Here is a 23,994-nt window from a genome sequence, read left to right as displayed (position 1 = left end):
GTCCATTATTTTTTCATCTTGTCGTAGGCTTGCTGATACAGGTCCTGCAGCGTGTCGATCTTCATCTTTTTAAGCGTGGATTGGAATTCGTCCCACTTATCGAAGCTGAGGGCTCCTGCGATGAATTTCGTGCTCTGCTCTTCATAATATTTGTCGATATCATTCCGAAGGATGTTGACTTCCTGAGCGGTATTCTCATCGAACATCGGGGAAGCGTAGCGAATCTTCGGCATGAACGGCGTCAGCTTGTCCTGCGCTTCCTGGACCTGCGGAGGATTGATGAAGGAGGCCACTTTATCGCTGATAATATGAGGAGCTCCTCCGCCTGCGTACGGCGTGATTTTGCCTTGATCGCCCGTTGCGAGAAAAGCTTTCGTGTAATAAGGAATGCCGTCCTTCATTTCGTAGTTCTCGCCTTCCCTGCCGAAGCGAAGCATCGTAGAGCCTTCGTCGCTGTAGAAGTAATCGATCCAGCGCATCGTGAGTTCCGGATTCTTGTTTGCTGAGGTGATGGCGAAAGCTCCGAAATCCCGGGCGATTGGTGCGCCCTGGCTTTGCATCTGGTCGCCATGCGGGCCCTTGAACGGTGCTATGCCCGTATATTGATCCTGGATCTCAAGGAACACATTATTGGTCTGGTCAAAGAAAAAGCCCGTATTGCCGGATGACTGTTTCGCCAGGTAGTCCGCTTCCTTCTGCGAGAACATATCGGGATCTAGCAGTTTTTCCTTGTAAAGCTTGTTCAAATACTGGAGCATTTCTTTGTTCCGATCATTACCCATCCAGATTTCGACCTTGTCGTTCACGAGATTGATGTTGTAGCCCAGCTGCTGATCGAGGCCGAACGAACCGCTCATCATGTTGACGATTGGCAATCCTTGACCCGGAACCGGAGCCCGTGCGGTCATCGGCAGCTCGTCTTTTTTGCCGTTCCCGTTCGGGTCCTTGTCGCGGAAGGCAACCAGCACGTTGTACAAATCATCTGTCGTCTCCGGTATGTCCAAATTCAGTTTCTTGAGCCATGCCTGGTTGATCCATTTTTTGTCCGTACGGGCGGCGTCCAGGGTCACAATGCCCGGAATCGCATAAATATGGCCCTCCGGTGTTGTGATACCCGAGCGGATCTCTGGATATTTCTCCATCAGGCTCTTGAGGTTCGGAGCATATTTGTCGACCAAATCTTCCAGAGGTATCAATTGGCCGGCCGCACCGTAGCGGGTTGCTTCCAGCTGCGAAATCCCCGACCGGTAAAAAGCGTCAGGCAGCTCATTGGATGCGAACAGAAGATTTTTCTTTTCCTGAAAGCCGTCTGTAGGCGCTTCGGTGAATTCCACATGGACGTTGCTCATTTTCTCGTAATCCTGGAAAACAGGCATGTCCTTGAACGCGCCGTTGACGGGAGCAATCCGTGTGAACATCTTCAGAGTAATAGCATCTTTCGTCAGCGGAAATCCGGTTGCGTTGACAGTTGTTTCAGATGAGCCCTCCGTGTTTTTGGTTTCGGCTCCTTTTTCGCTATTGGAACCGCACCCCGCGAGTAGTAATGCCGAGATAAGCGCTGTGCTCAGCGCACCTCTAGCCCAATGTTTGGACATGAATCATGACCTCCGTTTATATGTAGTTAGGAACCGTTGTAAGCGTTTCCCATGGTGCATGAGAGTATTATAGTTCACCTGGCGTGGCAGCAAATTCTAATAATATGACTATTTACTCCACATATTTTACGGTTTCGGATTTCTCACCTGTACGGAGGCTGTTCAAATAAGCTTGAGGCGTCATGCCAATGCGTTCCTTGAACACCTTGAAGAAATAATTATAGGTCGAAAATCCCACCTGGCTGCTGATTTGCTTGACCGAATACTGTCCGCTTTCCAAAAGTTTGCGTCCCGCGTCGATGCGGACCTTATTCACGTATTCCGAGAAGGTGAGCTCGGTTTCCTCCTTGAATAGCCGGCTTAAGTAGGAAGGATTCAACCCGATAGCGCCAGCCGCGAGCTCCAACGTGATATAGCCCTGGTAACGCTCCAATACTAAATGAATCGCCTGGGATACATGACGGGAGTAATTGCCCGTTACCCGCTGCTGTTTAAGCCATCGAAGCATCAGATCGAAGTAGGCTTGCAGCCACTGCTCCAATTCTCCGATGCTACCGATCCTGCCCAAATCTCCTCGCGGCGGGAGTTCCTTCATGGCGGCTTCCACCGAATCCAGCGGCATGGATTTCCTTAATGCCTTGTCAGCCGTGTGCAGAAGTTCGCTTGCCGCCATCTGCACCGCAGGCGCATGATACGGCAGATGACGGACGGCTGCGAATACCGAGGCGATCAGGCGATGCATCCTTCCCTGGTCCAAGCTTTCGATCGCAAGGATCAATTCCTTCTGATCCTCGATGGTCGGAGCCATATGCAGCTGCTGCGAAGAGGACGTTTCCCGACCCGGCCGCTGCACTTGAATCCCGTTCGAATCGTGCACGTCTTTCGTGGCCGCGTATGGTGAAGCATCGAGAGCTTTCACGGCCGACGCGTAGCTGTCACCTAACTGCGCCAAACCGGCGCACGGGTGTCCGATCGCATACGATGATTTCAGATTTAACATCAGCTCAAGGGAATGATGAACCCTGGCCATCCATCGCCGCGCCTCGCCGGTAGCGGCATTCTCGCTGCGTTCCTTGAATGCGAACACGACGACCAGCCGTCCGTTCTCCACGTAGGCGGCCGTTCGTTCATGAATATCGCCCAAGCTTTGCTGCATCAAATCTACCACCTGCTGCACCAACCGGTTTGTTTGCATGTCGCTGTAGGACGCGGTAAGCAGCAGAAAAGGGTTAATCTGAACGGCTGCCGCAACAAATCGGACCGCTTCCGGATACAAGCCTTCCAACAGGCTTGATTCAGCCACCATGGAGTCTTCATCTTCCCTGCCTCTCACGAGGTCAGCAATATGTTCCCGAATGAATACGGGCCTCAGCGTATCGGCCATTTTCTTGCTCGCCAGCTGCCCTTCCTTCACCTGGTTTTCCTGCTGCAGGTCCAACACTGCCTTGTTCAATACGTTCAAAAGCAGCGCCTCATCCAGTCGATGCTTGAGCAAATAATCAATCGCCCCGTTCCGCATGCATTCGCGAACGTAATCGTAATCGTCGTAGCTGCTCAGCATGATCGTCTTAACGGACGGATGCCGTGTCCGGATGATGCCTTGAAGCTCAACGCCGTTCATTTCCGGCATATTGACGTCGATGATGGCAATATGAGGCAGCGAATCCTCCATCATCTTTAATGCCGCTTCTCCACTGTAGGCTTCGCCGACGAACTCGAATCCATGTTTTTTCCAGTCGAACAACGTTCGGATTACGTTACTGATCAACGGCTCATCATCGATCAAAAGAACCTTGAACATGGCTAGACCACCTCTTGAGCGGATGTCTCCGCATGATGTATTTTCGGAAACCGGATCTCAACCTTCGTGTACAAACCCGGCTCGCTGTGCAAGCTTAAACCATATGGTTCGCCAAACATCCTGACGATCCGTTCATGCGCGTTGCGGATGCCCATGCTGCTGAAACGCGAAGCGGCGTCTTCCCGGTCCAAGCTTCCTAGCAGCGCGTCCATCTGCTCCTGCTCCATGCCTTTACCGTTGTCGATGACTTCGATGAGTACGTCCTGATCCTCCGCATATACCCGTATCAACACTTGCCCGCCATTCTCGGACGGCCCGATCCCGTGCATAATGGCATTCTCCACGAGGGGCTGCAGCATGAGCTTCAGCACCTTGCAACCGAGCAGCGATTCGTCTTCGATCTGCGTATGCACCTGAATCGGCTCCATATACTTGTATTTCACGATGGAAACATAGCTGAACACATAATCAAGTTCCTCTTGGAGCGTTAGAAATTCATTGGAGTTCCCCAGTAACCCCCTCATAAGCTCGATTAGCGAGCCGGAAACTTCTTCAATATTAGGCACACCATTCAATTTAGCCAAATATTTGATCGTATTCAGCGAATTATATAGAAAATGCGGACGAATTTGGGCCTGCAGCGCCGTCAGCTCCGCCTCGCGTTTCTTCTTCTCGCTATTACGTATTCCTTCCATCAGCCGCTTCAATTCATCAACCATGCTAACAAAAACACGATATAGCTGACCGATTTCATCCTTCGTTTTGATCTCCGTTTTAGGGAATGATAAATTACCATCCTTAACCTGCATCATCATGGATCTAAGCCTGCGGATATTTAGGGTTGTACGGGATGAGACCTGGTGGGAGCCAATCAGAATGATGATGAAGACGATGATCGCTACCTCGGCCATCAAATTGCGGATACGGGTGGACTCGCTGAGCAGAGAGTCAAGCGGGATCAGTGCCAGTGTGCTCCAGCCTGTATATTCGGATAGACGGCTGACGACGATGTATGATCTTCCATTGATTTTTTGTTCCATTACATCGCCCTGCCCCGCAAGTTTCCGTTTGATTTCGACAACCTTTTCCAGGGATGGCGCAAATGAGGATGGTGCCGACTCGGATTGATAGACATATCCATTTTGCTCATCAAGAACATACAGCAAGCTATCTGCAGTCGGTTTTACACCATACGTTTTTTTTATGAATTCGTAGTCCAAATCGACCATGACAATGCCCACTGTCTCGCGGTTATAACGGATTTCACGCCCCACGGTAATGGCATCCGCCGCTCCTTCCGGCTTAAAATAAGCATGTCGTGATCCGTTTTGCAGCATGTAATTGAGCATGGGTGTCCCCAGGACGGTCCTGTCCATCCAAGGACCACCTGTAAAGAATACTTTCCCGTTCAGACCGACAACGGCAACCCGGGAAATGTAAGGTTTATAGTTGATCAGAACCGATAAAAATTCAGTGATTCGCTTTTGTTCCTGAAACCATTCATAGCTGATCTCCTCGTTCGGGCTCATGATTGTATCGATAACTGTATTTTTGTTGGTCACGACAACCGTGTTTAACCGATCGATCTCCTCCAGCATAATATTGAGGGATTCGTCCGCCTGGCGAATACTGTCCGATACAGAAGTAACCGCGTTATGCTTGATCGTATCGCGCATGTTCACATAGACGATCCCGGTAACGGAGACGATGGACAAAAAAGTGATCAGACCGAATGCGATAAACATTTTTCCCTGCATGGTAGTTTGGGGCGAAAACCATCTTCGAAGTGTTGAAAGCTTCATAGGAGAGAGCTCCTCGCAAAAGAATTTATTGAATCTAATGGATAAAGATAATTGCAAGCGCTTACCAATTAAACGTCATGCGGCCTAATCTCCCCTTGTTTTCCGGATGATGAGCGGACTTACCTTGTAGTAAATTTTGAATGCCCTGGTGAACGAGTACAAGTTGGGATACCCCAGAGAAAGTGCAATTTCTGTAACGGTCGCATCCGTTTCCTGAAGCAATCGTTTCGCTTTGTCCATGCGGATTTTCTGAAGGTACTTAAGCGGTGGCATCCCGACCTGGCAGGCAAACATATTGGAGAAATAAGAGCGGTGAACCCCTGCAAAAGCAGCTACCTGCTGTACGGATATCCCCTCTGAGGCATGCAGTTCCATAAACTCCATACATTCGTCAATCCATCCTGAAGGTTCTGCTAAAGGGGAATCAACTGTAGCTGGCATGAGTTCCGCCATCAGAGCGCATACGAGACTTTGCAGCTTGAGCGCGTTAGCCGGTTTCCACCTTATAACATCTGCCAGTGCATCAATTACATTTTCGGCATGTTCCTTCACACGGGAAGAGACAGCATTTCGACGAAACGGTCTGGCAGGCGTAATTCCCGCCATCTCCAATAAAGGCTGAACCCTTTCTCCATCCAGCGCGAGCCAGTTCATCCGAAGCGTCGAATCCGGGGAAAGTATGTAATAGTAGTAGGTTTGACCCGGATACAAACAAAACAGATCACCTTGCTGCAGATCGATCCAATTGTCGCCGAATTCAAGCCGGATCATTCCCTCGTGTAAGAAGTGGAGGCTGTAGCATTCAATCCTTTTGGGGCCTACTTTGTAATTGGGTTTACCCAAACTCCGACCTGCCCGGACCGGCCATATTCGGGCTTCTTTATCCAGCTCCGCGGGAGTATAGTAAATAAAATCTGCAAATTCATATTCATATTCCTGCATGTCCCACCCCTCCACTTTTGCAAACTTTTTCTACTAGAAAATAACAAAATGACAATTGAGTTTTACATGAACTCTTTTTATAATGTTATAAATAAACATTATTATAAAGGTAAAGGTTTCATATTGTCGAGATCACCTAACATATTGCTAATAATAACGAACAATTTGGACCATTGAATGCTTTCAACATGAAATCTCACCACCGAGTCTATGCGCTTTACATGTAATTACAAAAAAAATAAAATTCACGCAGCACAGACCTTTTGTCATGGGTCGTTCGAAAGTGGTTTCCCGAATTTCCGTATGATCCGATTGACATATGGCAATCGGATAAGTATCCGCCATATCAAAACTACGGGAGTGAATATTATGCAAGAGGAAATTATCTCTTTAGCTGAAATCACCCAGTTTCGATCAGCTGCGGAGGAGTTTAATCCCTTTGATTGGTACAGACACCATTTAGAACATGAACCAATCAGTTACAATGAAGCAACGAATTCGTGGAATGTGTTCCGGTATGAAGATGTCAAAAGAGTTTTAAGCGATTATGAGTACTTTACCAGTGTGCGAACCCGCACAACGATCAGCGTCGGGGCAGATAATGAGGAGGGACACCATAATTCCGGACGAGTGAATTTGAACTCGGATCCTCCGGATCACCGTAAAAGCCGCAGCCTGCTTTCAGCTGCTTTTACGCCAAGAAGCTTAAAGCTGTGGGAGCCTCGTATCCATGAAGTGGTCAGCAAGTTGATTGAGGATATGGGTGAAGAACCCGTCATTGATATCGTCAAAAGCTTTTCCGGCGCACTGCCTACGATCGTGATAGCTGAACTGCTGGGTGTTCCACCTGAGGATCGGTTCTTGTTTAAAGAATGGGTCGACCATCTTTTCCTTCCCCTCCCAATGGATCATATCGAAGATATTCAGGAACTAAAGCGGCAAGCTGCCAAAAATTACTACAGCTACCTTCTCCTCCACGTGATTCTGAAAAGAACGAATCTTGCCGATGATATTATCTCTGACCTGATTCAGGCACAGGTAGACGGTGAACGGTTAACTGATGATGAAATAGTTCGAATGACTATGTTTATCCTGGGAGCCGGCATTGAAACGACAAGCCATTTGCTGTCCAGCACATTCTATTCCTTCTTATATGATAACGATCAGATTTATAACGAAATACAATCGAACCGCGAGCTGCTTCCTGGCGCGGTGGAAGAAATGCTGCGTTACCGTTTTCATATCGCAAAGATGGACCGAACGGTGAAGCAGGATAACAACGTGCTGGGCGTGGAACTGAAAAAAGGCGATGTCGTTGTCGCCTGGATGAGTGCCGCCAATATGGACCAAGAGATGTTTGAGGATCCGTTCACCTTGAACATTCGCCGCGCTAACAATAAAAAGCATTTGACCTTCGGCAATGGTCCTCATTTTTGTCTGGGAGCTCCGCTTGCGCGGCTCGAGGCCAATATTGGACTGGGGCTGTTCATGGATCATTTTAAGAGGATTGAGCCCGTTCCCGGTTTCAATCTGGAAGCGAACCTCACGCCTTCTGCTGCCGGACAAACGCTCACTTCCTTACCGGTCCGGGTACATCGCATATAGCCATAAAAATATCCCCTCAAGTTCGCTCGATTCTCATGATAACATGAGGCTTTTTTCGAGTGTCTACTTTGAGGGGATACTACCAAGAATCAGGCTTTTAGATGATTACTCATGACTGTCTTAATTGGATTTCTCCAGCACGGCGAAGTAATTTTCTTCATTGTCCGCAAAGTTAAATACTTTGCCGGTAGGCAGATTTACGATATCACCCACCTTGATATTTTTATTAGATAAGCTGTTATGCAACTCGTCTAGGTTATCCGCAAAAAACATCAAAGAAGGCGTCCCCAAATTTAATTCAGGAGACATTTTAGCAACGAGTTCCTTGCTGTGGAGTATGATGCTTGTTTCCGCTCCCTCGGTTGGAGCAATTTCGATCCATCTCATATGACCGTTATTTTCTTCGGAAACGATATGAAATCCTAATTTTTCCGTCCAAAAATTCACTGCTTCATCCTGGTTGTTTACATACAACATCACTTGGCCAATTTTATTCATCATAGACAATTCCCCCTAATATTTAGTAAATACGCTATTAATATTATCTATCCAAAGGGATTTTTCTCCCAATCAAAATTATATCAGCAGCTAGCGCTCTTGTCGTCCAACCTGTCCATTTAAAAAAAGATAATATGAACTTTAGATACGCTTGTGCTTATTCTCCACTCACTGGGTTAGGTAATGGAGGTATATCGCGCACTTCTTCAGGAAGTCGATAAGAAATGCTTGGCACCTTTTTGGGGAGATATTCGATCACATCAGATGAAAAAATGGAGACAGCCATACTTCCGTTACCTGCAAATGCCCGGATCAGTACAGGCTGGTTGTATGCATTATCAAATTCAAAGTCTGGGCCTCCCCAGCTTACAGTCGCATCTCTTCCCGGAGGAACATAGGGTACATGACGGCTGTGCGAATATCTCTTTACAATATGCAGTCCTGCCCGGTCGACCGCGTTAAATAGGGTTGAAGATACCTGACAGATACCTCCACCTACGCCTTCAGATAATTCTCCGCGCACGATGACTGTTGCCCGCCTGTACCCCCTTCCCGCCGTCCGAATCCCGACCACTCGATTAAAGGAGAAGGATTCTCCTGGAAATATGACGGTACTGTCAATCGCCTTGGCTGCCAAAGCGATATTATGAGAACGATCTGCATTATTAGCGTTGTAATACGTTACATAATAACCGACTGGCTTTGCCCTTAGCGAAGCCAGCAGTTCCGTATCTACCTTCGGATACACCGGATACATAGGCGCTTCTATAGAAGCTGTTCCACCGCTGTAGAGGTATGCATAGTACTGTTTAAGAAGCTCTCTTCGGTTAAGCATGTACCCATTTTGACCGGAGACAATCTGTCCGTTACCGTCAATCCGGGCGTTTATTGGTTCCTTATATGTTTTCAGGTCCAATTCGTTCACCCATTGGTTATACTTTTCCATATCCAGCAGAGGAAACACCAAAGTATGATGTGCATCTCGTTTCAGATTGGAAATGGATTTCCCCTCATGGGTGATGGTCAGCATGCCATGATCCTGATCTCCGTCGTGGTCCTGCAGAAGTTTGAACAGGAGACACGCCATTGATATCCATTTCAAGCATCATCACTCACTTCATCATTGTGGTCATCTCATTGTTAAGGCATTCTTCCTGCTATTATGATTCCATTCCTGAATATTCATTCAAATATACGGTAATTAAGGTCTTTGAAGCATGCCTGAAGCGAAAAAAAAAAGACCCTGACGGCTTTAGCCCGCAGGGTTTCTGTAATGTCGACGTTATTTTTTAAGGTGATACGGAACCGTCGTAACGATGACGTCTTTGCGATAAAGCAAATAGGCGCGAATCATAAAACTTGTCTGGTTATGCAGCAGGTTTTTCCAGCTTTTCTTAGGAATAAACTGAGGAATAACCACCGTTACTTGATAATTGGATTCACTGGCTTTCCGGTGCACCGTATCGATAAATTTGCTTAAAGGATGAATGATGCTCCGGTAAGGAGAATGTAAAGTCACAAGACGTACATCGTGTCTCCACTGGTTCCATTTTTCCTCGAACCGTGTCGCTTCCTCTCTTTCAAAAGGAATGTAAACGGCGATGATCTGATCGGCTGACAGTGACTTCGCATAATTCAAGGAATGCTCGACAACGTGTGTGATTCCGGACACGGGAAGAATGACGACATTACCTTCAATCGGGACAGCTTGCTCACAAGTGGCAAGCCGTAATTGTTCACCAACGGCTTCATAATGCTTCCTAATGCGGTGGAACAGATAAACGATCAGCGGCAAGAATATCAGTACGGGCCAAACCTGCGAAAATTTGGTCATAAAGAACACGATAGAAACCGTAAAGCTGATAAGCGCTCCTATCGTATTAATAATCAGTTTAGGGACCCAGCCTGTCGGCTTTTCACGGATCCATTTTACCATCATATCCGACTGTGAAAGGGTAAACGGAATGAATACACCCACCGCATATAATGGAATCAGATGCTCGGTTTGTCCGTTGAATCCAATAATCAGGACGATCGATAATAATCCAAGAATGATGATGCCATTCGAATACCCGAGACGATCTCCCCGGACAGTGAACATTCTTGGAATGAACTTATCCTTGGCCAGATTGACCGCAAGCAGAGGGAAAGCTGAATATCCCGTATTGTCTGCAAGGATCAGAATTAAGGCGGTCGTTCCCTGAATAAAGAAGTACATAAAATGCCGGCCGAAGGTCTGATTGGCAATTTGAGATACTACCGTTTCATGAGCATTAGGCGATATACCCAAATAATAAGCAAGGAAAACGATACCCGAGAACAACAAGGCAAGCAGGATTCCCATGGCCATTAACGTTTTGGCCGCATTTTTGGGTCCAGGATCTTTAAAGTTAGGTATAGCATTCGATATCGCTTCAACCCCTGTCAGGGCCGAGCTGCCTGATGCGAAAGCTTTTAAGAGTAAAAACAAACTGATGCCGGCTACCGGCGTCCCAATCGGCGCATGTAATTCGGGAGACACATGCCCTGTGATAATGTTGTACATGCCTACCCCAATCAGGATGAATAAGGCAAATGCGAATAAATAAACCGGGTAGGCCAAGACAGATGCAGACTCGGTTACACCTCTTAAATTCAATATCGTAATCAGAATGACAAAAATCACGGCAATAGCCACCGTATGCTCATGCAGAGCGGGGAAAGCTGAAGTTAAAGCGTCTGTGCCCGCAGACACGCTGACGGCAACTGTCAAAATATAATCGACCAACAACGAGCCTCCCGCAACCAGCCCGGCATAGACTCCCAGGTTCTGCTTGGATACAACGTAGGCTCCCCCGCCATGCGGATAAGCAAAGATGATTTGACGATATGAAAGAATCAGAGCCGTTAATAAAACCAATACTCCGATCCCGATGGGTATCGAATACCAGAATGCCGCCGTGCTTACCGTGATCAAAACCAACAGGATTTGTTCTGGTCCATAAGCAACGGATGATAAAGCGTCGGAAGAAAGAATTGCCAGCGCCTTTTTCTTATTAAGTTTTTAGTTCTCCTAGTTGGGTCGATTTCAGAGGCAGCCCGATCAGAAGTCTTTTTAATGCTGCCATTACTTTAGTGTCACCGCCAATGTCAAGTTGTAATATCATAGATGTCCCGAAACGGTTATCGCACATAACCATTTCGACACGACAAAAAAAGCCGCAGGAAAGTTGGACCTTCCCGTGGCTTCTAAAAAACATTTGCACACGACAAATTCCTCTTTCATAACGCTTACGAGGTTAGCTGACGGATTCGGGCTTGAAAGTATCCCTACACTTATAGTTAATAACCAAGTGATTCACCCCTAGGATGAGAAAAACTCATCCTCTTTGGTTCCCCCGCTCCTAATTTCAGAATTAAGCGATCTAGGAGTATATAATTTCAGGTTCGCAAGTCTTGATTACGAATGAAATCTTACTCCTTTCGGACGCTTTATGTAAAGAAGCAAAGAATCAAGGATAGGTTCGAAATCTTCTGATATACGCTCATGGCATCGCTTACAATGAATGTATGCTATTCTTTTCTTGAATTCTCTTTAATTCACTCCAACTTCCGGTCCAGCCCACGGTTCCGATTCACACCTCTCTGAGCAGCAATACACAATGAACCAAATAAATTCATAGTAAGAAATTAAATCGTGAACATGGTCGTAATTTAAGCAAACGTTTCGTTATTCTGAATCCACAAAATAAAAAAGCCGCGATTTCCGCGACTCTTGTTTTCTGACGGGATCTTCATAAAGCGAATAATATTTAGCAGCTCTTCATAAAAAAAGCAGATTTTTCATAATTACTTACGTTGTAGATGGGGTATGAATACCAGAAAGGAGACCATTTATTCATTCAGCAAAGCTGCTTGCCGCTTGTAATGATCCTCGATCACCATGCAGGCCATAGCTTCGATCACAGGTACGACGCGGGGGCAAATGCACGGATCATGCCTGCCGATCGTCGTAATCTCCCGTTCGTTCCCGTTCATATCCATGGTCCGTTGTGGTAAAGAAATAGATGAAGTCGGCTTGACGACGACTCGGAACACGATGTCTGCTCCCGTGCTGATCCCTCCGATGATCCCCCCGGCATGGTTTGTCAGGAATCCGTCTGTGTCCATCTGATCGTTGTGTTCGCTTCCCCGCATTGATGCTGCTTGGAAGCCCGCTCCGAATTCAATACCTTTAATCGCGCCCACGGACAACATAGCCCTTGCCAGCTCCGCGTCCAATTTGTCGAACACAGGCTCCCCCAGCCCCGGAGCGACGCCGCGAATTCGGCATTCGACGATACCTCCGCAGCTGTCGCCCTCTTCAGTCAGCTGTTCGATCTTCTCGATCATGCGACTTGCCGCTGCCGTATCGCATGCCCGCACCGCATTACGTTCGATGGCATCGGCGTCGAAATTCTCGCACCTTATACCGCCGATTTCAGTCGTATAGGCCAGGATCGATACACCTCGCCGTTCCAAAAGCTTCCGCGCCACCGCTCCCGCAGCCACCCGAGCGGCTGTCTCCCTTCCTGAAGCCCTGCCGCTGCCGCGATAGTCGCGAATTCCATACTTTTTCTCATAAGTGAGATCCGCATGCCCGGGCCGATACATGTTTTGGATGTCATCGTATGCTGACGGGCGCATGTCTGTATTGTTCAGCATGATACACAGAGGCGTTCCAGTCGTACGCCCCTCGAATAGGCCAGATAGGATGCGTATCTTATCGTATTCCTTCCGGGGAGTCGTGACTGAGGATTGTCCCGGCCTTCTTCTATCCATCTGAATCTGGATGTATGCCTCGTCAAGCTCAACGCCCGGCGTGATACCCTCCACAATTACGCCTACAGCCTCTCCGTGTGATTCCCCGAACGTAGTCATTTTTAGCCGCTCTCCGAACGTACTTCCCGCCATGCTAATTCCTCCCGAATATTAAAAATTTCTTCTCTTTCAGTTTAGAGTTATACTTGAAATAAATGAAATTGTAATAATCGACATGTGTCATAGAGAGGATTGATAGCAAATGATCGCAAACACAGAATGGTATCGCGTTTTCCTACATGCTGCTGAGACTTCCAATTTGACGAAAGCCGCGCAAAGCCTCCATATGACGCAGCCTTCTGTGAGTTACGCAATCAAGCAGCTTGAAGGGGCTTTCGGTGTTGTACTATTCGACCGGTTATCCAAGGGGGTCCGCTTAACGCAAGAGGGACAGGATTTGTATCAGCATGTCCGGCAAGCGTTCGAGGAGCTTGATTCTGCAGAGCGGCGCATGAAGAAGCTGAAGCAGTTCAGCGAAGGTCGGCTGAGAATTGGCGCAAACGGGGCGATCGTGAAGGATTTTCTTTTACCCTCGCTCGACTCGTTCCATGCCGATTATCCCGACATTCGCATTCAGCTGTCTCAGGATCGGACCAGCAGCATTTTGGAGCGTTTGAAAAAAGGCTCACTGGACATAGGCTTCGTCCATCTGCCCGTATCGGATGAAGAAATCAAGGTCCTCGACTTCCATGCCTCGCCTTATTGCGCGGTTGTAGGAATGGCCTTTGCAGATTGGACACGAGAGTCCTTACGGACTGAACAGCTGACTGAGCTCCCTCTACTGATGCTATCCTTGGGCAGCTCGACACGTTCCTTCATCGAAGGGTGGTTCCAATCGCAAGGGGTAGAGGTGGAAGCCGATTTCGAGTTGAACAGCCTGGATATGCTCGCGGAATTTGCCGAGCGTGGTTATGGAATAGCCTTCTTGCCGCGGGTCTTTGTCGCATCTCGTATTGCGGACGGATCGTTGCTGGAGCTTAGAACAGAAACTCCCCTACCGGATCGGCATATCGGTATTGCTGTCCAGAAAAATTTGACCCCATCGCTGGCTGCAGGGGCTTTTTTGAAGATGCTGCAGAACTGACGATTCTTAAACTCATATAAGATGCTTCTTTAAAACGCACCTGAAAATTCCAGTATCTTCATGACGACAACGCATTTTCGAGCCCTATCTGCAAAACAAAAGAGCCGCGATTTTCGCAGCTCCTTCTGGATTTATTCTTATCCTTCGTCAATAGACCCCTTGATTACCATCATGTAACATGCTCCCTGATACGTTAGCTACCCTTTCACCTGTGCCCAAACATCCTTATATTCCTTATGTCTTTTAAATTGAGCCAAAGCAAACGAGCACGCGGGAACGATTAGCTTGCCATCCTTGCGTGCGATATCTACGACCGCCTTCACCAGCTGATCGCCAATCTTCTGGCCTCGCAGCTGTTCCGATACATACGTATGGTCAATAACAATTGTCCGGTCATCGAGCGGCTTGAAGTGAATCTCCGCAACATCTTGCCCATCCTCTACTAGAACGAGTTCCTGACTGCCCTCACGAATTTCTCTCATGGGCTTCACACTCCTTGTCGGTTGCTGTACTTTATTATCTATTCTTCCCCCTCGCACGGTCTGCCGAAACATCGGGCCTGCTTACGGGGAGGGAAATAAGTGCTCTCCTGATATTTACTCTGGTGCTTTAGCAGAAGAAAGTGTATCATAGATACTTGTCGGTTCATTTTTCATATCACTCGTGACTTTTTCAGAAATTTTCAAAAGGGGTTTATCATCATGACCAGACATAAATTAGGTTTCTGGATCCTGACCGCCCTCGTGGTCGGGAACATGGTCGGTTCCGGAATCTTCATGCTGCCTCGATCTCTGTCAGAAGCGGCAAGTCCTGCCGGGGTCATTCTGGCTTGGGCCGCTACAGGACTCGGTGTTCTCACTTTGGCGCTTGTCTTCGGCAGCTTGGCTGTACGCAAGCCTGAGCTCAGCGGTGGCCCGCAAATCTATGCGAAAGAGCTGTTTCGTGAAGGTTCCCATGGATCCCTCTTGGCCGGCTTTATGTCCACCTGGGGATACTGGGTCGGCAATATCGCCGGTTTTGTGGCGGTTATCACGACGTTCGCAAGCTACCTTTCCACCTTCTTCCCGGTGCTTACCAGTAGCAAGGTATGGCTGACCATCGGGAATTTCACATTAAAAGCAGGCAATACCCTGACGTTTCTCGTCTGCTCGGTACTTCTATGGGGAACATACGCCATCTGCCAAAAAGGCATGAACGGTGCGGGGCGGTTGAATTTCATTGCTACGGCGACTAAGGTCATCGGATTTGTACTCTTCATCGTAATTGCCCTATTTTCGTTTGAGCAGAGCAATATTGGGCCATTCCTGGCTCCACGCACCAATGACAGCGGGGAGACGCTCAGTCTGCTTTCCCAGGTTAACTCGGCCGCGGTTGCAACACTATGGGCTTTCATCGGGGTGGAATCCGCCATGGTCTTTGCCGCACGCGCTCGGCGCAAGCAGGATATCCGCCGCGCGACCATCGCAGGGCTGTTGATCTCGATCGTATTGTATGTAGGCATTAGCATATTGACAATGGGCCTGCTGACACAAGACCAGCTAATGGCCTCACAGAATCCGCTGGTGGACGGCATTTCTACCGTGCTGGGACCCATTGGCGGCAAGCTGCTAGCGGGCCTCGGTCTGATCAGTCTGATAGGCTCCACCATCGGCTGGGTGCTGTTAAGCAGCGAAGTGCCGTTTCAAGCGTCCAAGTTAGGCGTGTTCCTGCCGTCTTTTTCCAAGGAGAATAGTAAAGGCATGCCGAAGGTATCACTCCGGATCTCCAGCATCCTCGGACAGATCTTGCTGCTGTCCACGATCTCGGGTTCCATCTCAGCAGCGTTTGATTTTATCATCTATATCGCTACGCTAGCTTATCTGGTCCCTTACCTGATTGCATCTCTCTACCACCTCAAGCTGACCTGGACCGGCGAAACCTACACACTGCAGAAGGAGCGTGTAACCGAAGGGATCATAGCGGCTTTGGCTGCCATCTACTCGCTATGGGTGATCGTGGCAGGAACCGCGGATCTCAAGACGTTCCTGCTTGGACTTGCGCTGATTGTCAGCGGCATCCTGTTTTATCCGCTTCTGCTGAAGTATCGGAAAGTCCATAAGAATTCAATCTAAGGTCTTTCATGCGCTTTCGTTCAGCAGAGTGCTACGACGATTATGAACTGTTTTGTCCATATTGGATATGAAAATAAGTTCTTGTCCTAAGCACTGGACAAGAACTTATTTTATAAAAATTATAGAGACCCCCACTTTTTACGAATACTCCCTGCTTCCTCAACCATTCTGTCCATCAGCTCGGTAACCGTAGGGATATCATGGATCATACCGGTTATTTGACCTGCCCAGCCAAAGCCTTCTTCTTTGATGCCATCGTAAATCCAGCGTTTGTTGGCTTCTCCGCTAATATAATTCTTTAACGCCTCATATGTTGGTGACTCGCGCTCGATTTCAAGTACTTTATCGATGTATTCACTTCGCAGTACTCTGGCAGGAGAATGGATCGAACGTTTAATTACTGCTGTATCAAACTCCGAACTCTCGATTAAAGCCTTTTTATAGGAAGCAGAGGCATGGACACATTCCTGAGTGGCTATAAAGCGCGTTCCCATTTCGATACCCTCTGCGCCAAGAGCTTGGGCAGCCATCCAACCGCGGCCATCTCCGATCCCCCCGGAGGCAACGACGGGAATTGAAACGGCATCAACCACCTGCGGAACGAGCACCATGGTTCCAACATCGTCACGTCCTAAGTGCCCGCCTCCTTCCTGCCCCACAACAATAACAGCGGATGCGCCTAGTTGTTCCGCTTTCTTTGCCTGCCTGCTCGAGGAAACAAGCACCAGTGTTTTGATATCCGTGGACTGCAGCATCCCTAAAATCGGCGCAGGGTTACCTCCCGTAATCGTCACAACGGATACTTGCTCATCAATGGCGACTTGCACCCGATCCTCGAAAGATGCACCATGCATACCAATAGCAAAGTTGACACCCAATGGCTTGTCTGAAAGTGTACGTGCATGCCGAATTTCTTGGCGGAGGGCATCTGCGTTCGGGAGACTCATGGCAGTGATTTGTCCTAATCCACCGGCATTCGAAACTGCGGCAGCGAGGTCTGCATAAGCTAAATAGGCAAGCCCTCCTTGAATGATAGGATACTTAATGTGCAATAATTCGGTGATTCTCGTATTCCATTGCATCGTCAGCGCCTCCTGTATTTTTACATATGCATTCAGCTATATCCTTAATAACAGTAAGGTCAAGGCAAAAAACATAACGATCACGCCTGCTTGATAATCCATTTTCTGAAATTTCAGCTGCTTATAGCTGGTTCTTCCTTTACCATTACCATAAGCACGTGCATCAATAGCGTAGGTCAGCTGTTCGGCGCGTTGAATGGTCGTGAAGAGCAAAGGTACTAAAATCGGAATATAGGATAACATGCGTTTAGCTAGCGGTAATGTCGTCATATCAAAGCCTCTGGCTTTTTGTGCTAAAAGAATGCGCTCAAGCTCCTGTACAATGGTCGGGATAAACCGAATAGCAATGACAATCATCAAAGAAAACTGCTCCACCGGAACGTGAAGCTTGGATAGCGGTGATAATAATTTTTCAAGACCATAGGCTAATGTTAGCGGTTTTGTGGTTAACGTTAATAAAGATGCTAATAAAACGAGTAAAATAATGCGCCATACGAAACGCGTCCCATTTTGTAACCCTTCCTCAGATATCTCGACGAATAACCAGGACCAAATGACAGTTCCTTTTGTAAAGATAACATGATAAAGAAAGGTAAACATCAAGATCAATAAAATGGGCTTTAATCCCCTCCAAATCACGCGGGCCGGAATCTTCGATATCATTAAAAAGCCAATGACGAAGATGGTTGCGATCAAGTAGCTAAGACTAGTTTCAAGCATCAGGAAGCTCAGCATCATCATGGTGATGCTTATAATCTTCGTCCTCGGGTCCAGCCGGTGGAATATAGAATGCGTCTCGATATATTGACCTATGAGTACGGTATTAGCCATTCAGACGCCCCTTCTTTTCCAGATTGGGATAATGGCTTTGAATATATCTTCTTCTCTACAGCTTGCCGCTTCAATTTTGTGGCCGGATAATTCCTCAATCAGCTTCAGCAGTTGTACGGGTTCCGGTAGTGACAACCCGATTTCCCGCAGCAGCGAGGTCTGTTCTAGAAATAAATTGTTGGTGTCATAATGACCCCTGAGTTGGCCGGCATGAAATACGATGACCTCATCCGAGTATTCAGCGACATCTTCCAGTTGGTGTGACACGAAGATAAGGCTGCGATCATCTTGTTGCTGCCATCTTTGCAGTAACTGTAGTATCGCGACTCGGCTGACCGGATCAAGACCTGCTGTCGGTTCGTCCACAATAAGCAGCTTCGGATCCATCATTAACACAGAGGCGATGGCTATTCGTCGCTTCTGACCCCCACTGAGCTGAAACGGAGGTAACGGAAGAATCTCCTCTGACAGACCTACTTGAGGTAAAATCGTTTGAATAGACTCCGTGATCTGCTGACTTGAAAATCCTTGCTGTTTCAGTGCAAAGGCGAGCTCCTTCTGAACCGTCGTTTCAAATAGCTGATGCTCTGGATATTGAAAAACGAATCCGATTTCCGGGACGACCCGTATCTGCCCTTTAGCATCTCTATTAACGGGCTGATGATGAATCAAATAGTCTCCATCAATGGCGGGTATCAGCCCCTTCAGCACTTTAACGAACGTAGTCTTTCCTGCACCCGTTTGACCGATGACGGAAATCCATTTCCCCTTTTGAATGGTGCAGTTTACATGCTGTATAGCTGTATGATTGGAATAATGCACGCTCACATCATTTAGTTGATAGACCATTGTGAACGAATCATCTCCTTCCAATCAGCTGTAAGTGGCGATTTTTCATGAAGCTGTTGATGTAGTCGCACGGCAAATGGCAGGTGTAATTGATAGTCCGCAGCGGGTATGGTTTCAAAAAAGGTCAAAGGGTCGCCATCAAATTCGAGTCTCCCTTGATGTATGAGTAACATTCGTTCTGCAGATAGCACTTCCTCCATATGATGAGTGATGTGAATGATGGTCATGCCTTGCCCGTGCAGCTCATGCATAATCGAAATAATCTGTTCTCTCCCTTGTGGATCTAGCATCGAAGTCGCCTCATCGAAAATAATGATTTTGGGGCGCATCGCTACAATAGCTGCAATAGCTACACGCTGCTTTTGACCGCCGGATAACTCGTGTGGCAAGGCTTCCAAATAATCCTCCATTTGAACAGCTTGCAGGGCATGCTGAAGACGTTCCAACATTTCCTCTCTTGGCACGCGAATATTTTCCAAGCCAAACAGTATCTCATCCATAACGGTTGTGGTAATGAATTGATCCTCCGGATTTTGAAAGACCAGGCCGATTTGCTCATGAATCCGGGTAAGGTCTGAAGGCCTTGACGTGTCTAAGTGGTTAAGTTCCACACTGCCTTCCTTCGGAAGCAGCAATCCATCCATCAGCTTTGCAATTGTAGATTTCCCGCAGCCATTCGCGCCTACAATCGCGACAAACTCACCTGGCTCGATCGTAAAGCTTATATTTTCTATGACAGACTGTCCCTTTTTATAATAGAAATGAACCTGTTTGAATGTAAGCATTCATATACTTCCCTTCTGTCGGTACCACGTTGTGAAGAATGCCTCTATGCTATTTTCGGAATAGACTGGCTCCGGCTTTTGTCACTTTGTCACCTTAGCGCCGTTTACACCAAATATTTCACCTGTTAACTCTGGATCCGGCTGAGCCAGTAGGGCGGTCACGAAACGGGCGATGTCATCTGCTTCCCCTACCCGCCAGAACTCCGGAAGTGGCTCATGACGACTAGCATACTTTTCCTTCAAATGATCGATCACAGGCCTTGTCATATCGGTTAAGGCAGCTGGAGAAATGGCATTCACCCTAATCTGATGATGCTTAAGTTCGGCTGCGAGCGTCCACATTAATCCAAGCAATCCCGCTTTTGCCGCACTGTAATTCACTTGTCCAACCGAACCTGTGAGTCCTGCAGTAGAAGTCATCAGAATGATGTCTCCACCATTATTTTGCATATGCGGCAGTGCTCGCTGAATCGTATAAAAGGCGCCGTTCAAATGAACATCGAGCACAGATAGCCACTCTTCATCCGCCATACGAACACATTTTTGGTCATGTACATTTCCCGCGTTATGTATCAGCACATCGATACGTCCATACTCGGCTATGACGGCATCTACCATCGCGGTGACTAAGGCCGGATTTGCAATATCCGCACAGTATCCGATCGCCTCACCACCAGCTTCATGAATCTCATGCACGACTTGATTGATTAACATTTGATTTGTACCATTAACAACGACTTGATAATCGGATTGTCCAAGATATGCGGCGATACTGCGCCCGATCCCTCTCGTTGCTCCTGTGATGATCGCTACTTTTTTCATCGCTGTCTCTCTTTCACTGACAATATGCCCGATGTTATTACTTCGCCATTCTCATCTGTAACAGTCACCTGGATATGGCCATCTCTGTCCACAAAATCAAAAGACACTACCGAATCTACTAGAAGTGGCTTATGGAATTTCATATCATACGTGGTGATCCATTGCGCTGGATGCTCTCTCAAATAGAGGGATTGTGCCAATCCCATGATATACATACCATGCACGATAGGTCGCTTGAATCCCGCCATTGCTGCGGCTTCCGTATCTAAATGGATGTCTGCCATATCTTTAGAAACTGCGGCATATAGAAGAATCGCTTCACAGGTTATGCGTTTTTTCATGATCATCACCTACCCGAATCAATACCGTGTCCGCTGTGACAATAAGTTCGCCATCACATCTACAAACAAGCGTATGTGTAAAAAATGTCAGGATGCCTTGTTTACCCGCTTTTCGCTCTATATTCGTTAATGATAATTCACAGTCCAAGATCATGCCTGCCGTAATCGGTGCCTCATATGAAAACCGCTGCGAACCGTGAATCAGAGGTGCATCCATATTCATCCAAGGAATATCAAATGTTTGCCAGAAAATAACGGGCATTGTCGCTGGTGCGATGAGATTGCCATGTATCGACTGCACAGGAGCCTCAATACTGTCTGCATACTGGGAAATCCACTCAGCTGTGATATGAACTTGATGCTGAATCCGATTCATTCCATCGCCTCCACAAGGGTTGTGATACCTATACCACCGCCAATGCCCAGCGTGGCCAGACCTCTTTGATAAGGATTATGCAGCATTTCAGCACATAGACGCGTCATTAAAATCGCCCCTGATGCACCATATGGATGACCAATAGCAAGCGCGCCACCACCAAGATTGACCTTTTCCTGAGGGATCTGAAGCTGATTTAGTGAAGCTAATACTTGGGAGGCGAATGCTTCATTAAACTCCACGATGTCTAAATCAGCCACGGTCAGCTGTTGACGGCTCAGCACCTTCTGGACAGCTGGAACGGGGCCCATTCCTAAATAATTCGGATCGACACCTGCCGCTTGAGCATCCACAACGCGCATTATAGGCTTTAACTTAAGCTCCTCACATTTTTCACGGGACATGATTAGAACAAGCGCCGCTCCATCATTGAGAGGACAAGCATTACCAGCGGTTACGGTACCTTGTTCCAGAAAGATTGGCGATAGTTTTTTCAGCTTTTCAAGGCTCGTGTTGGCTCTAGGACATTCATCGCCAGTCACCCATTCGCCTTCAACTTGAAGCGGTACTATTTCCTGCTGAAAACGTCCTGTCTGCTGAGCATGGATAGCTTTTTGATGGCTTTTCAAAGAATAAAGGTCTTGTTCTACTCTGGATATCTCGTATTTATGAGCGACATTCTCCGCGGCAATACCCATATCCGGATCACCGTAGGAACTTGGGGTAAAATGTGCACGTGTATAGAGCTTGGGAACGCCCATCAATGTTTGCGGCTTCGCCATTTTCCATGGCGCGCGACTTGTGCTTTCCACACCACCTGCCAAATATATCTCACCGGCCCCGCTTTGAATGAAGCGTGCTGCGATATTGATGGCCTCAAGACCCGAACCACACTGCCGGTCAACCGTAACGCCAGGGACGGTGACAGGAAGTCCTGCTTCAAGAGCAGCAACTCTTGCAATATTCCCACCTGGACCTACCACATTGCCAATGATGACATCATCAATGAAGTCCTTCGGTAATTTCGTTTCGGCTACAATATGCTGAATAAGTGGCGCTAATAATGCTTCCGGTTCAAGCCCGCTTAGAACGCCGCCCAACCTTCCAATGGGCGTGCGCTTAGCCATGACAATCACAGCTTCTGTCATACCATCACTCTCTTCACATAATCTTTCATCGCCTGACGAGCTAATTTCCCGCTGCTTGTGTAAATGAACTCATCCACCGTGATGAGCTGCTTCGGTGACTTGTAGCTCGCTAAATACTGCCGGCAATATTTCTTGATTTCATCGATAGATAATTGCTTTTGACTATTCCATTTCACAAGTGCCGTCACCTGTTCTCCCCAGTAGGCATCAGGCAATCCAAGTACCATTACTTCTTGAATCTCCGGAATTTGCTGCAGCACGGATTCGACTTCCTCGGGGAATACATTTAGGCCACCCGTTACCATCATATTTTTGGACCGTCCAGCCATATACAAATAACCATCGTCATCCCTATACATATAATCGCCAAGAATGAGCCATCCGTCACGAAAAACGGCTGACGTCTCCTCAGGCAATTGATAATAGCCAATAAACATCATGTCACTTCGAATGTACAGCTGCCCGGCAATCCCGGGAGACACCTCCTGAAAATGTTCATCCCGGATGGATATTTGTACGCCTGAAAAGGGCTTACCTACTGAATTCGCTTTATTCTCATCATGAACATCTAAATAACTGATGTAACTTGCTTCGGAAGAGCCGTAATATTCATAAATCTTGGCCCCGCCAAATACTTCCTTGCTCCTTTGCTTGGACGTTTCGGACCACTTCCCACCTGAACTAATCAAGGCTTGGATGTGTGTCTGTCCGGGAATGGTCTCTTGCATCATCGATTCAATCATCGTGGGCACGACAAACAAAATGGCATCTGGAATTTGCCTGCACAGCTCTAAAACCTCTCTTGCATTGAAATGTTGTACGATATGAAAGGTCGCCCCGCTGGTTAAGCTTTGCATTAATGCAAATAGAGATAAGGAGTGAACGAGTGGGCCAGGGGCTATAATATGCTCCATGTTGTCTAGTTGAAAGGCTTCGCTCGTCGCCTCAAAGCTCTTGATCCAAGATAAATGGGTGCGCATATACCCCTTGGGTGTACCAGTTGTGCCGGAAGTAAAGCCGATAAATAATAATTCATTCGTATCATCCATTTCAGCTTCTGGCTTGAAAGTATGCAGCCAGTTGTCATACGAACCTGCATCTTCAGCTGAAAAGGTTAGAAGTTTTATCTTTGTATCCTCCAAGACCAGATTCTTTACGAATCTAGTCTCCGAAAAAATCATTTTCGGCTGACATTGCTGTACAATCGCATTGACTTCGTTCATGCTCCATTTCGGATCTAAAGGTACAGGAACACAACCTGCATAGATGGCTCCTAGAAAAACCTCCACAAATTCTATGCGATTCGCAGATAAAATAGCGACCTTATCCTGTCTCAGGCCATTTTGTTGAAATCCCTGCGCGATTTGCATCATCCTCTGTACTAATGCCAAGTAAGTACGGCTCTCTCCACCATCGGATAAGGCAATTTTGCCCGGCTGTTGTATAGCATAACGCAGTAGTGGTTCTACTAAATTCATCTCAT

Annotated in this window: 20 protein-coding genes, 1 pseudogene and 1 riboswitch; of the genes and pseudogenes, 3 read left to right on the top strand and 18 right to left on the bottom strand. The window is 47.4% G+C overall.

What is annotated here, in order from left to right; genetic code table 11:
- Positions 1 to 5: 5 nt before the first annotated feature.
- From E6W40_RS09935 to E6W40_RS09920, 4 genes are all read right to left on the bottom strand, one after another.
- On the bottom strand, positions 6 to 1,595 hold the full coding sequence (locus E6W40_RS09935; RefSeq protein WP_136605336.1) for an extracellular solute-binding protein: 1,590 nt from the start codon (positions 1,593 to 1,595) through the stop codon (positions 6 to 8).
- Positions 1,596 to 1,707: 112 nt separating this feature from the next.
- Entirely contained in the window at positions 1,708 to 3,396 is a 1,689-nt protein-coding gene (locus E6W40_RS09930) for a response regulator (RefSeq protein WP_136605335.1), read from the bottom strand.
- A gap of 2 nt (positions 3,397 to 3,398) precedes the next feature.
- Entirely contained in the window at positions 3,399 to 5,198 is a 1,800-nt protein-coding gene (locus E6W40_RS09925) for a cache domain-containing sensor histidine kinase (protein WP_136605334.1), read from the bottom strand.
- Between the two features lie 84 nt (positions 5,199 to 5,282).
- On the bottom strand, positions 5,283 to 6,140 hold the full coding sequence (locus E6W40_RS09920) for a helix-turn-helix transcriptional regulator (protein ID WP_136605333.1): 858 nt from the start codon (positions 6,138 to 6,140) through the stop codon (positions 5,283 to 5,285).
- Between the two features lie 369 nt (positions 6,141 to 6,509).
- Here E6W40_RS09920 and E6W40_RS09915 point away from each other — a divergent pair, with 369 nt between their 5' ends.
- A complete protein-coding gene (locus E6W40_RS09915; protein WP_136605332.1) occupies positions 6,510 to 7,745 on the top strand; it encodes a cytochrome P450 in 1,236 nt (411 codons plus the stop codon).
- Between the two features lie 120 nt (positions 7,746 to 7,865).
- On the opposite strand, the gene E6W40_RS09910 is transcribed toward E6W40_RS09915, so the two are convergent.
- From E6W40_RS09910 to aroC, 4 genes and pseudogenes are all read right to left on the bottom strand, one after another.
- Positions 7,866 to 8,246: a VOC family protein gene (locus E6W40_RS09910; protein WP_136605331.1), complete on the bottom strand. Its 381-nt coding sequence runs from the start codon at positions 8,244 to 8,246 to the stop codon at positions 7,866 to 7,868.
- A 154-nt stretch (positions 8,247 to 8,400) separates the two neighbouring features.
- Positions 8,401 to 9,345 (bottom strand): VanW family protein, encoded by a 945-nt coding sequence (locus E6W40_RS09905; protein WP_136605330.1) that lies wholly within the window; start codon positions 9,343 to 9,345, stop codon positions 8,401 to 8,403.
- 180 nt (positions 9,346 to 9,525) lie between these two features.
- Positions 9,526 to 11,350 (bottom strand): annotated as a pseudogene (locus tag E6W40_RS09900) (APC family permease).
- Between the two features lie 144 nt (positions 11,351 to 11,494).
- Positions 11,495 to 11,655, bottom strand: a riboswitch (cyclic di-AMP (ydaO/yuaA leader).
- Between the two features lie 461 nt (positions 11,656 to 12,116).
- Positions 12,117 to 13,175 carry a chorismate synthase gene (gene aroC, locus E6W40_RS09895; RefSeq protein WP_136605329.1) on the bottom strand — a complete coding sequence of 353 codons (1,059 nt, stop codon included), beginning with the start codon at positions 13,173 to 13,175 and terminating at the stop codon, positions 12,117 to 12,119.
- A 109-nt stretch (positions 13,176 to 13,284) separates the two neighbouring features.
- Here aroC and E6W40_RS09890 point away from each other — a divergent pair, with 109 nt between their 5' ends.
- A complete protein-coding gene (locus E6W40_RS09890; RefSeq protein ID WP_136605328.1) occupies positions 13,285 to 14,166 on the top strand; it encodes a LysR family transcriptional regulator in 882 nt (293 codons plus the stop codon).
- A 197-nt stretch (positions 14,167 to 14,363) separates the two neighbouring features.
- Here E6W40_RS09890 and E6W40_RS09885 read toward each other — a convergent pair whose 3' ends face one another.
- The gene (locus tag E6W40_RS09885; protein ID WP_136605327.1) at positions 14,364 to 14,648 is read right to left on the bottom strand and encodes a GNAT family N-acetyltransferase; all 285 of its coding nucleotides are present in this window, start codon (positions 14,646 to 14,648) and stop codon (positions 14,364 to 14,366) included.
- A 219-nt stretch (positions 14,649 to 14,867) separates the two neighbouring features.
- On the opposite strand from E6W40_RS09885, the gene E6W40_RS09880 reads away from it, so the two are divergent.
- Positions 14,868 to 16,277, top strand: coding sequence for an amino acid permease (locus E6W40_RS09880; protein ID WP_136605326.1), 1,410 nt, complete (start codon positions 14,868 to 14,870; stop codon positions 16,275 to 16,277).
- Positions 16,278 to 16,396: 119 nt separating this feature from the next.
- On the opposite strand, the gene E6W40_RS09875 is transcribed toward E6W40_RS09880, so the two are convergent.
- The 9 genes from E6W40_RS09875 to E6W40_RS09835 all read right to left on the bottom strand — a co-directional run bounded on the left by E6W40_RS09875 (position 16,397) and on the right by E6W40_RS09835 (position 23,989).
- The gene (locus E6W40_RS09875) at positions 16,397 to 17,359 is read right to left on the bottom strand and encodes an NAD(P)H-dependent flavin oxidoreductase (RefSeq protein ID WP_136605325.1); all 963 of its coding nucleotides are present in this window, start codon (positions 17,357 to 17,359) and stop codon (positions 16,397 to 16,399) included.
- 36 nt (positions 17,360 to 17,395) lie between these two features.
- Positions 17,396 to 18,190: an energy-coupling factor transporter transmembrane component T family protein gene (locus E6W40_RS09870; protein WP_136605324.1), complete on the bottom strand. Its 795-nt coding sequence runs from the start codon at positions 18,188 to 18,190 to the stop codon at positions 17,396 to 17,398.
- Positions 18,191 to 19,039, bottom strand: coding sequence for an ATP-binding cassette domain-containing protein (locus E6W40_RS09865; protein ID WP_136605323.1), 849 nt, complete (start codon positions 19,037 to 19,039; stop codon positions 18,191 to 18,193).
- On the bottom strand, positions 19,024 to 19,824 hold the full coding sequence (locus E6W40_RS09860) for an energy-coupling factor transporter ATPase (RefSeq protein ID WP_136605322.1): 801 nt from the start codon (positions 19,822 to 19,824) through the stop codon (positions 19,024 to 19,026). Before E6W40_RS09860 ends, E6W40_RS09865 begins: the two co-directional genes overlap by 16 nt.
- 81 nt (positions 19,825 to 19,905) lie before the next feature.
- A complete protein-coding gene (locus E6W40_RS09855) occupies positions 19,906 to 20,646 on the bottom strand; it encodes an SDR family NAD(P)-dependent oxidoreductase (protein ID WP_136605321.1) in 741 nt (246 codons plus the stop codon).
- On the bottom strand, positions 20,643 to 20,987 hold the full coding sequence (locus E6W40_RS09850; protein WP_136605320.1) for a MaoC family dehydratase: 345 nt from the start codon (positions 20,985 to 20,987) through the stop codon (positions 20,643 to 20,645). The genes E6W40_RS09855 and E6W40_RS09850 overlap by 4 nt, the downstream gene beginning before the upstream one ends.
- Positions 20,965 to 21,363, bottom strand: a complete 399-nt coding sequence (locus E6W40_RS09845; protein WP_136605319.1) for an FAS1-like dehydratase domain-containing protein — start codon at positions 21,361 to 21,363, stop codon at positions 20,965 to 20,967. The genes E6W40_RS09850 and E6W40_RS09845 overlap by 23 nt, the downstream gene beginning before the upstream one ends.
- A complete protein-coding gene (locus E6W40_RS09840; RefSeq protein ID WP_136605318.1) occupies positions 21,360 to 22,511 on the bottom strand; it encodes a thiolase family protein in 1,152 nt (383 codons plus the stop codon). The genes E6W40_RS09845 and E6W40_RS09840 overlap by 4 nt, the downstream gene beginning before the upstream one ends.
- Positions 22,508 to 23,989: an AMP-binding protein gene (locus E6W40_RS09835; protein ID WP_136605317.1), complete on the bottom strand. Its 1,482-nt coding sequence runs from the start codon at positions 23,987 to 23,989 to the stop codon at positions 22,508 to 22,510. The genes E6W40_RS09840 and E6W40_RS09835 overlap by 4 nt, the downstream gene beginning before the upstream one ends.
- Positions 23,990 to 23,994: the final 5 nt, after the last annotated feature.

Origin of the sequence: Paenibacillus dokdonensis (assembly GCF_004916975.1) — a bacterium.
In the GTDB taxonomy this organism is placed as follows: Bacteria; Bacillota; Bacilli; order Paenibacillales; family Paenibacillaceae; genus Paenibacillus_AQ; species Paenibacillus_AQ dokdonensis.
This window is presented reverse-complemented; position numbering and strand designations above follow the sequence as displayed.

What these genes read in the sequence shown, in the direction of transcription:
- E6W40_RS09875 (WP_136605325.1), bottom strand. Translation starts at nt 17,359, where the DNA reads ATGCAATGGAATACGAGAATCACCGAATTATTGCACATTAAGTATCCT.
- E6W40_RS09855 (WP_136605321.1), bottom strand. Translation starts at nt 20,646, where the DNA reads ATGAAAAAAGTAGCGATCATCACAGGAGCAACGAGAGGGATCGGGCGC.
- E6W40_RS09925 (WP_136605334.1), bottom strand. Translation starts at nt 5,198, where the DNA reads ATGAAGCTTTCAACACTTCGAAGATGGTTTTCGCCCCAAACTACCATG.
- E6W40_RS09870 (WP_136605324.1), bottom strand. Translation starts at nt 18,190, where the DNA reads ATGGCTAATACCGTACTCATAGGTCAATATATCGAGACGCATTCTATA.
- aroC (WP_136605329.1), bottom strand. Translation starts at nt 13,175, where the DNA reads ATGGCGGGAAGTACGTTCGGAGAGCGGCTAAAAATGACTACGTTCGGG.
- E6W40_RS09840 (WP_136605318.1), bottom strand. Translation starts at nt 22,511, where the DNA reads ATGACAGAAGCTGTGATTGTCATGGCTAAGCGCACGCCCATTGGAAGG.
- E6W40_RS09890 (WP_136605328.1), top strand. Translation starts at nt 13,285, where the DNA reads ATGATCGCAAACACAGAATGGTATCGCGTTTTCCTACATGCTGCTGAG.
- E6W40_RS09860 (WP_136605322.1), bottom strand. Translation starts at nt 19,824, where the DNA reads ATGCTTACATTCAAACAGGTTCATTTCTATTATAAAAAGGGACAGTCT.
- E6W40_RS09845 (WP_136605319.1), bottom strand. Translation starts at nt 21,363, where the DNA reads ATGAATCGGATTCAGCATCAAGTTCATATCACAGCTGAGTGGATTTCC.
- E6W40_RS09850 (WP_136605320.1), bottom strand. Translation starts at nt 20,987, where the DNA reads ATGAAAAAACGCATAACCTGTGAAGCGATTCTTCTATATGCCGCAGTT.
- E6W40_RS09835 (WP_136605317.1), bottom strand. Translation starts at nt 23,989, where the DNA reads ATGAATTTAGTAGAACCACTACTGCGTTATGCTATACAACAGCCGGGC.
- E6W40_RS09865 (WP_136605323.1), bottom strand. Translation starts at nt 19,039, where the DNA reads ATGGTCTATCAACTAAATGATGTGAGCGTGCATTATTCCAATCATACA.
- E6W40_RS09915 (WP_136605332.1), top strand. Translation starts at nt 6,510, where the DNA reads ATGCAAGAGGAAATTATCTCTTTAGCTGAAATCACCCAGTTTCGATCA.
- E6W40_RS09880 (WP_136605326.1), top strand. Translation starts at nt 14,868, where the DNA reads ATGACCAGACATAAATTAGGTTTCTGGATCCTGACCGCCCTCGTGGTC.
- E6W40_RS09910 (WP_136605331.1), bottom strand. Translation starts at nt 8,246, where the DNA reads ATGATGAATAAAATTGGCCAAGTGATGTTGTATGTAAACAACCAGGAT.
- E6W40_RS09935 (WP_136605336.1), bottom strand. Translation starts at nt 1,595, where the DNA reads ATGTCCAAACATTGGGCTAGAGGTGCGCTGAGCACAGCGCTTATCTCG.
- E6W40_RS09920 (WP_136605333.1), bottom strand. Translation starts at nt 6,140, where the DNA reads ATGCAGGAATATGAATATGAATTTGCAGATTTTATTTACTATACTCCC.
- E6W40_RS09885 (WP_136605327.1), bottom strand. Translation starts at nt 14,648, where the DNA reads ATGAGAGAAATTCGTGAGGGCAGTCAGGAACTCGTTCTAGTAGAGGAT.
- E6W40_RS09930 (WP_136605335.1), bottom strand. Translation starts at nt 3,396, where the DNA reads ATGTTCAAGGTTCTTTTGATCGATGATGAGCCGTTGATCAGTAACGTA.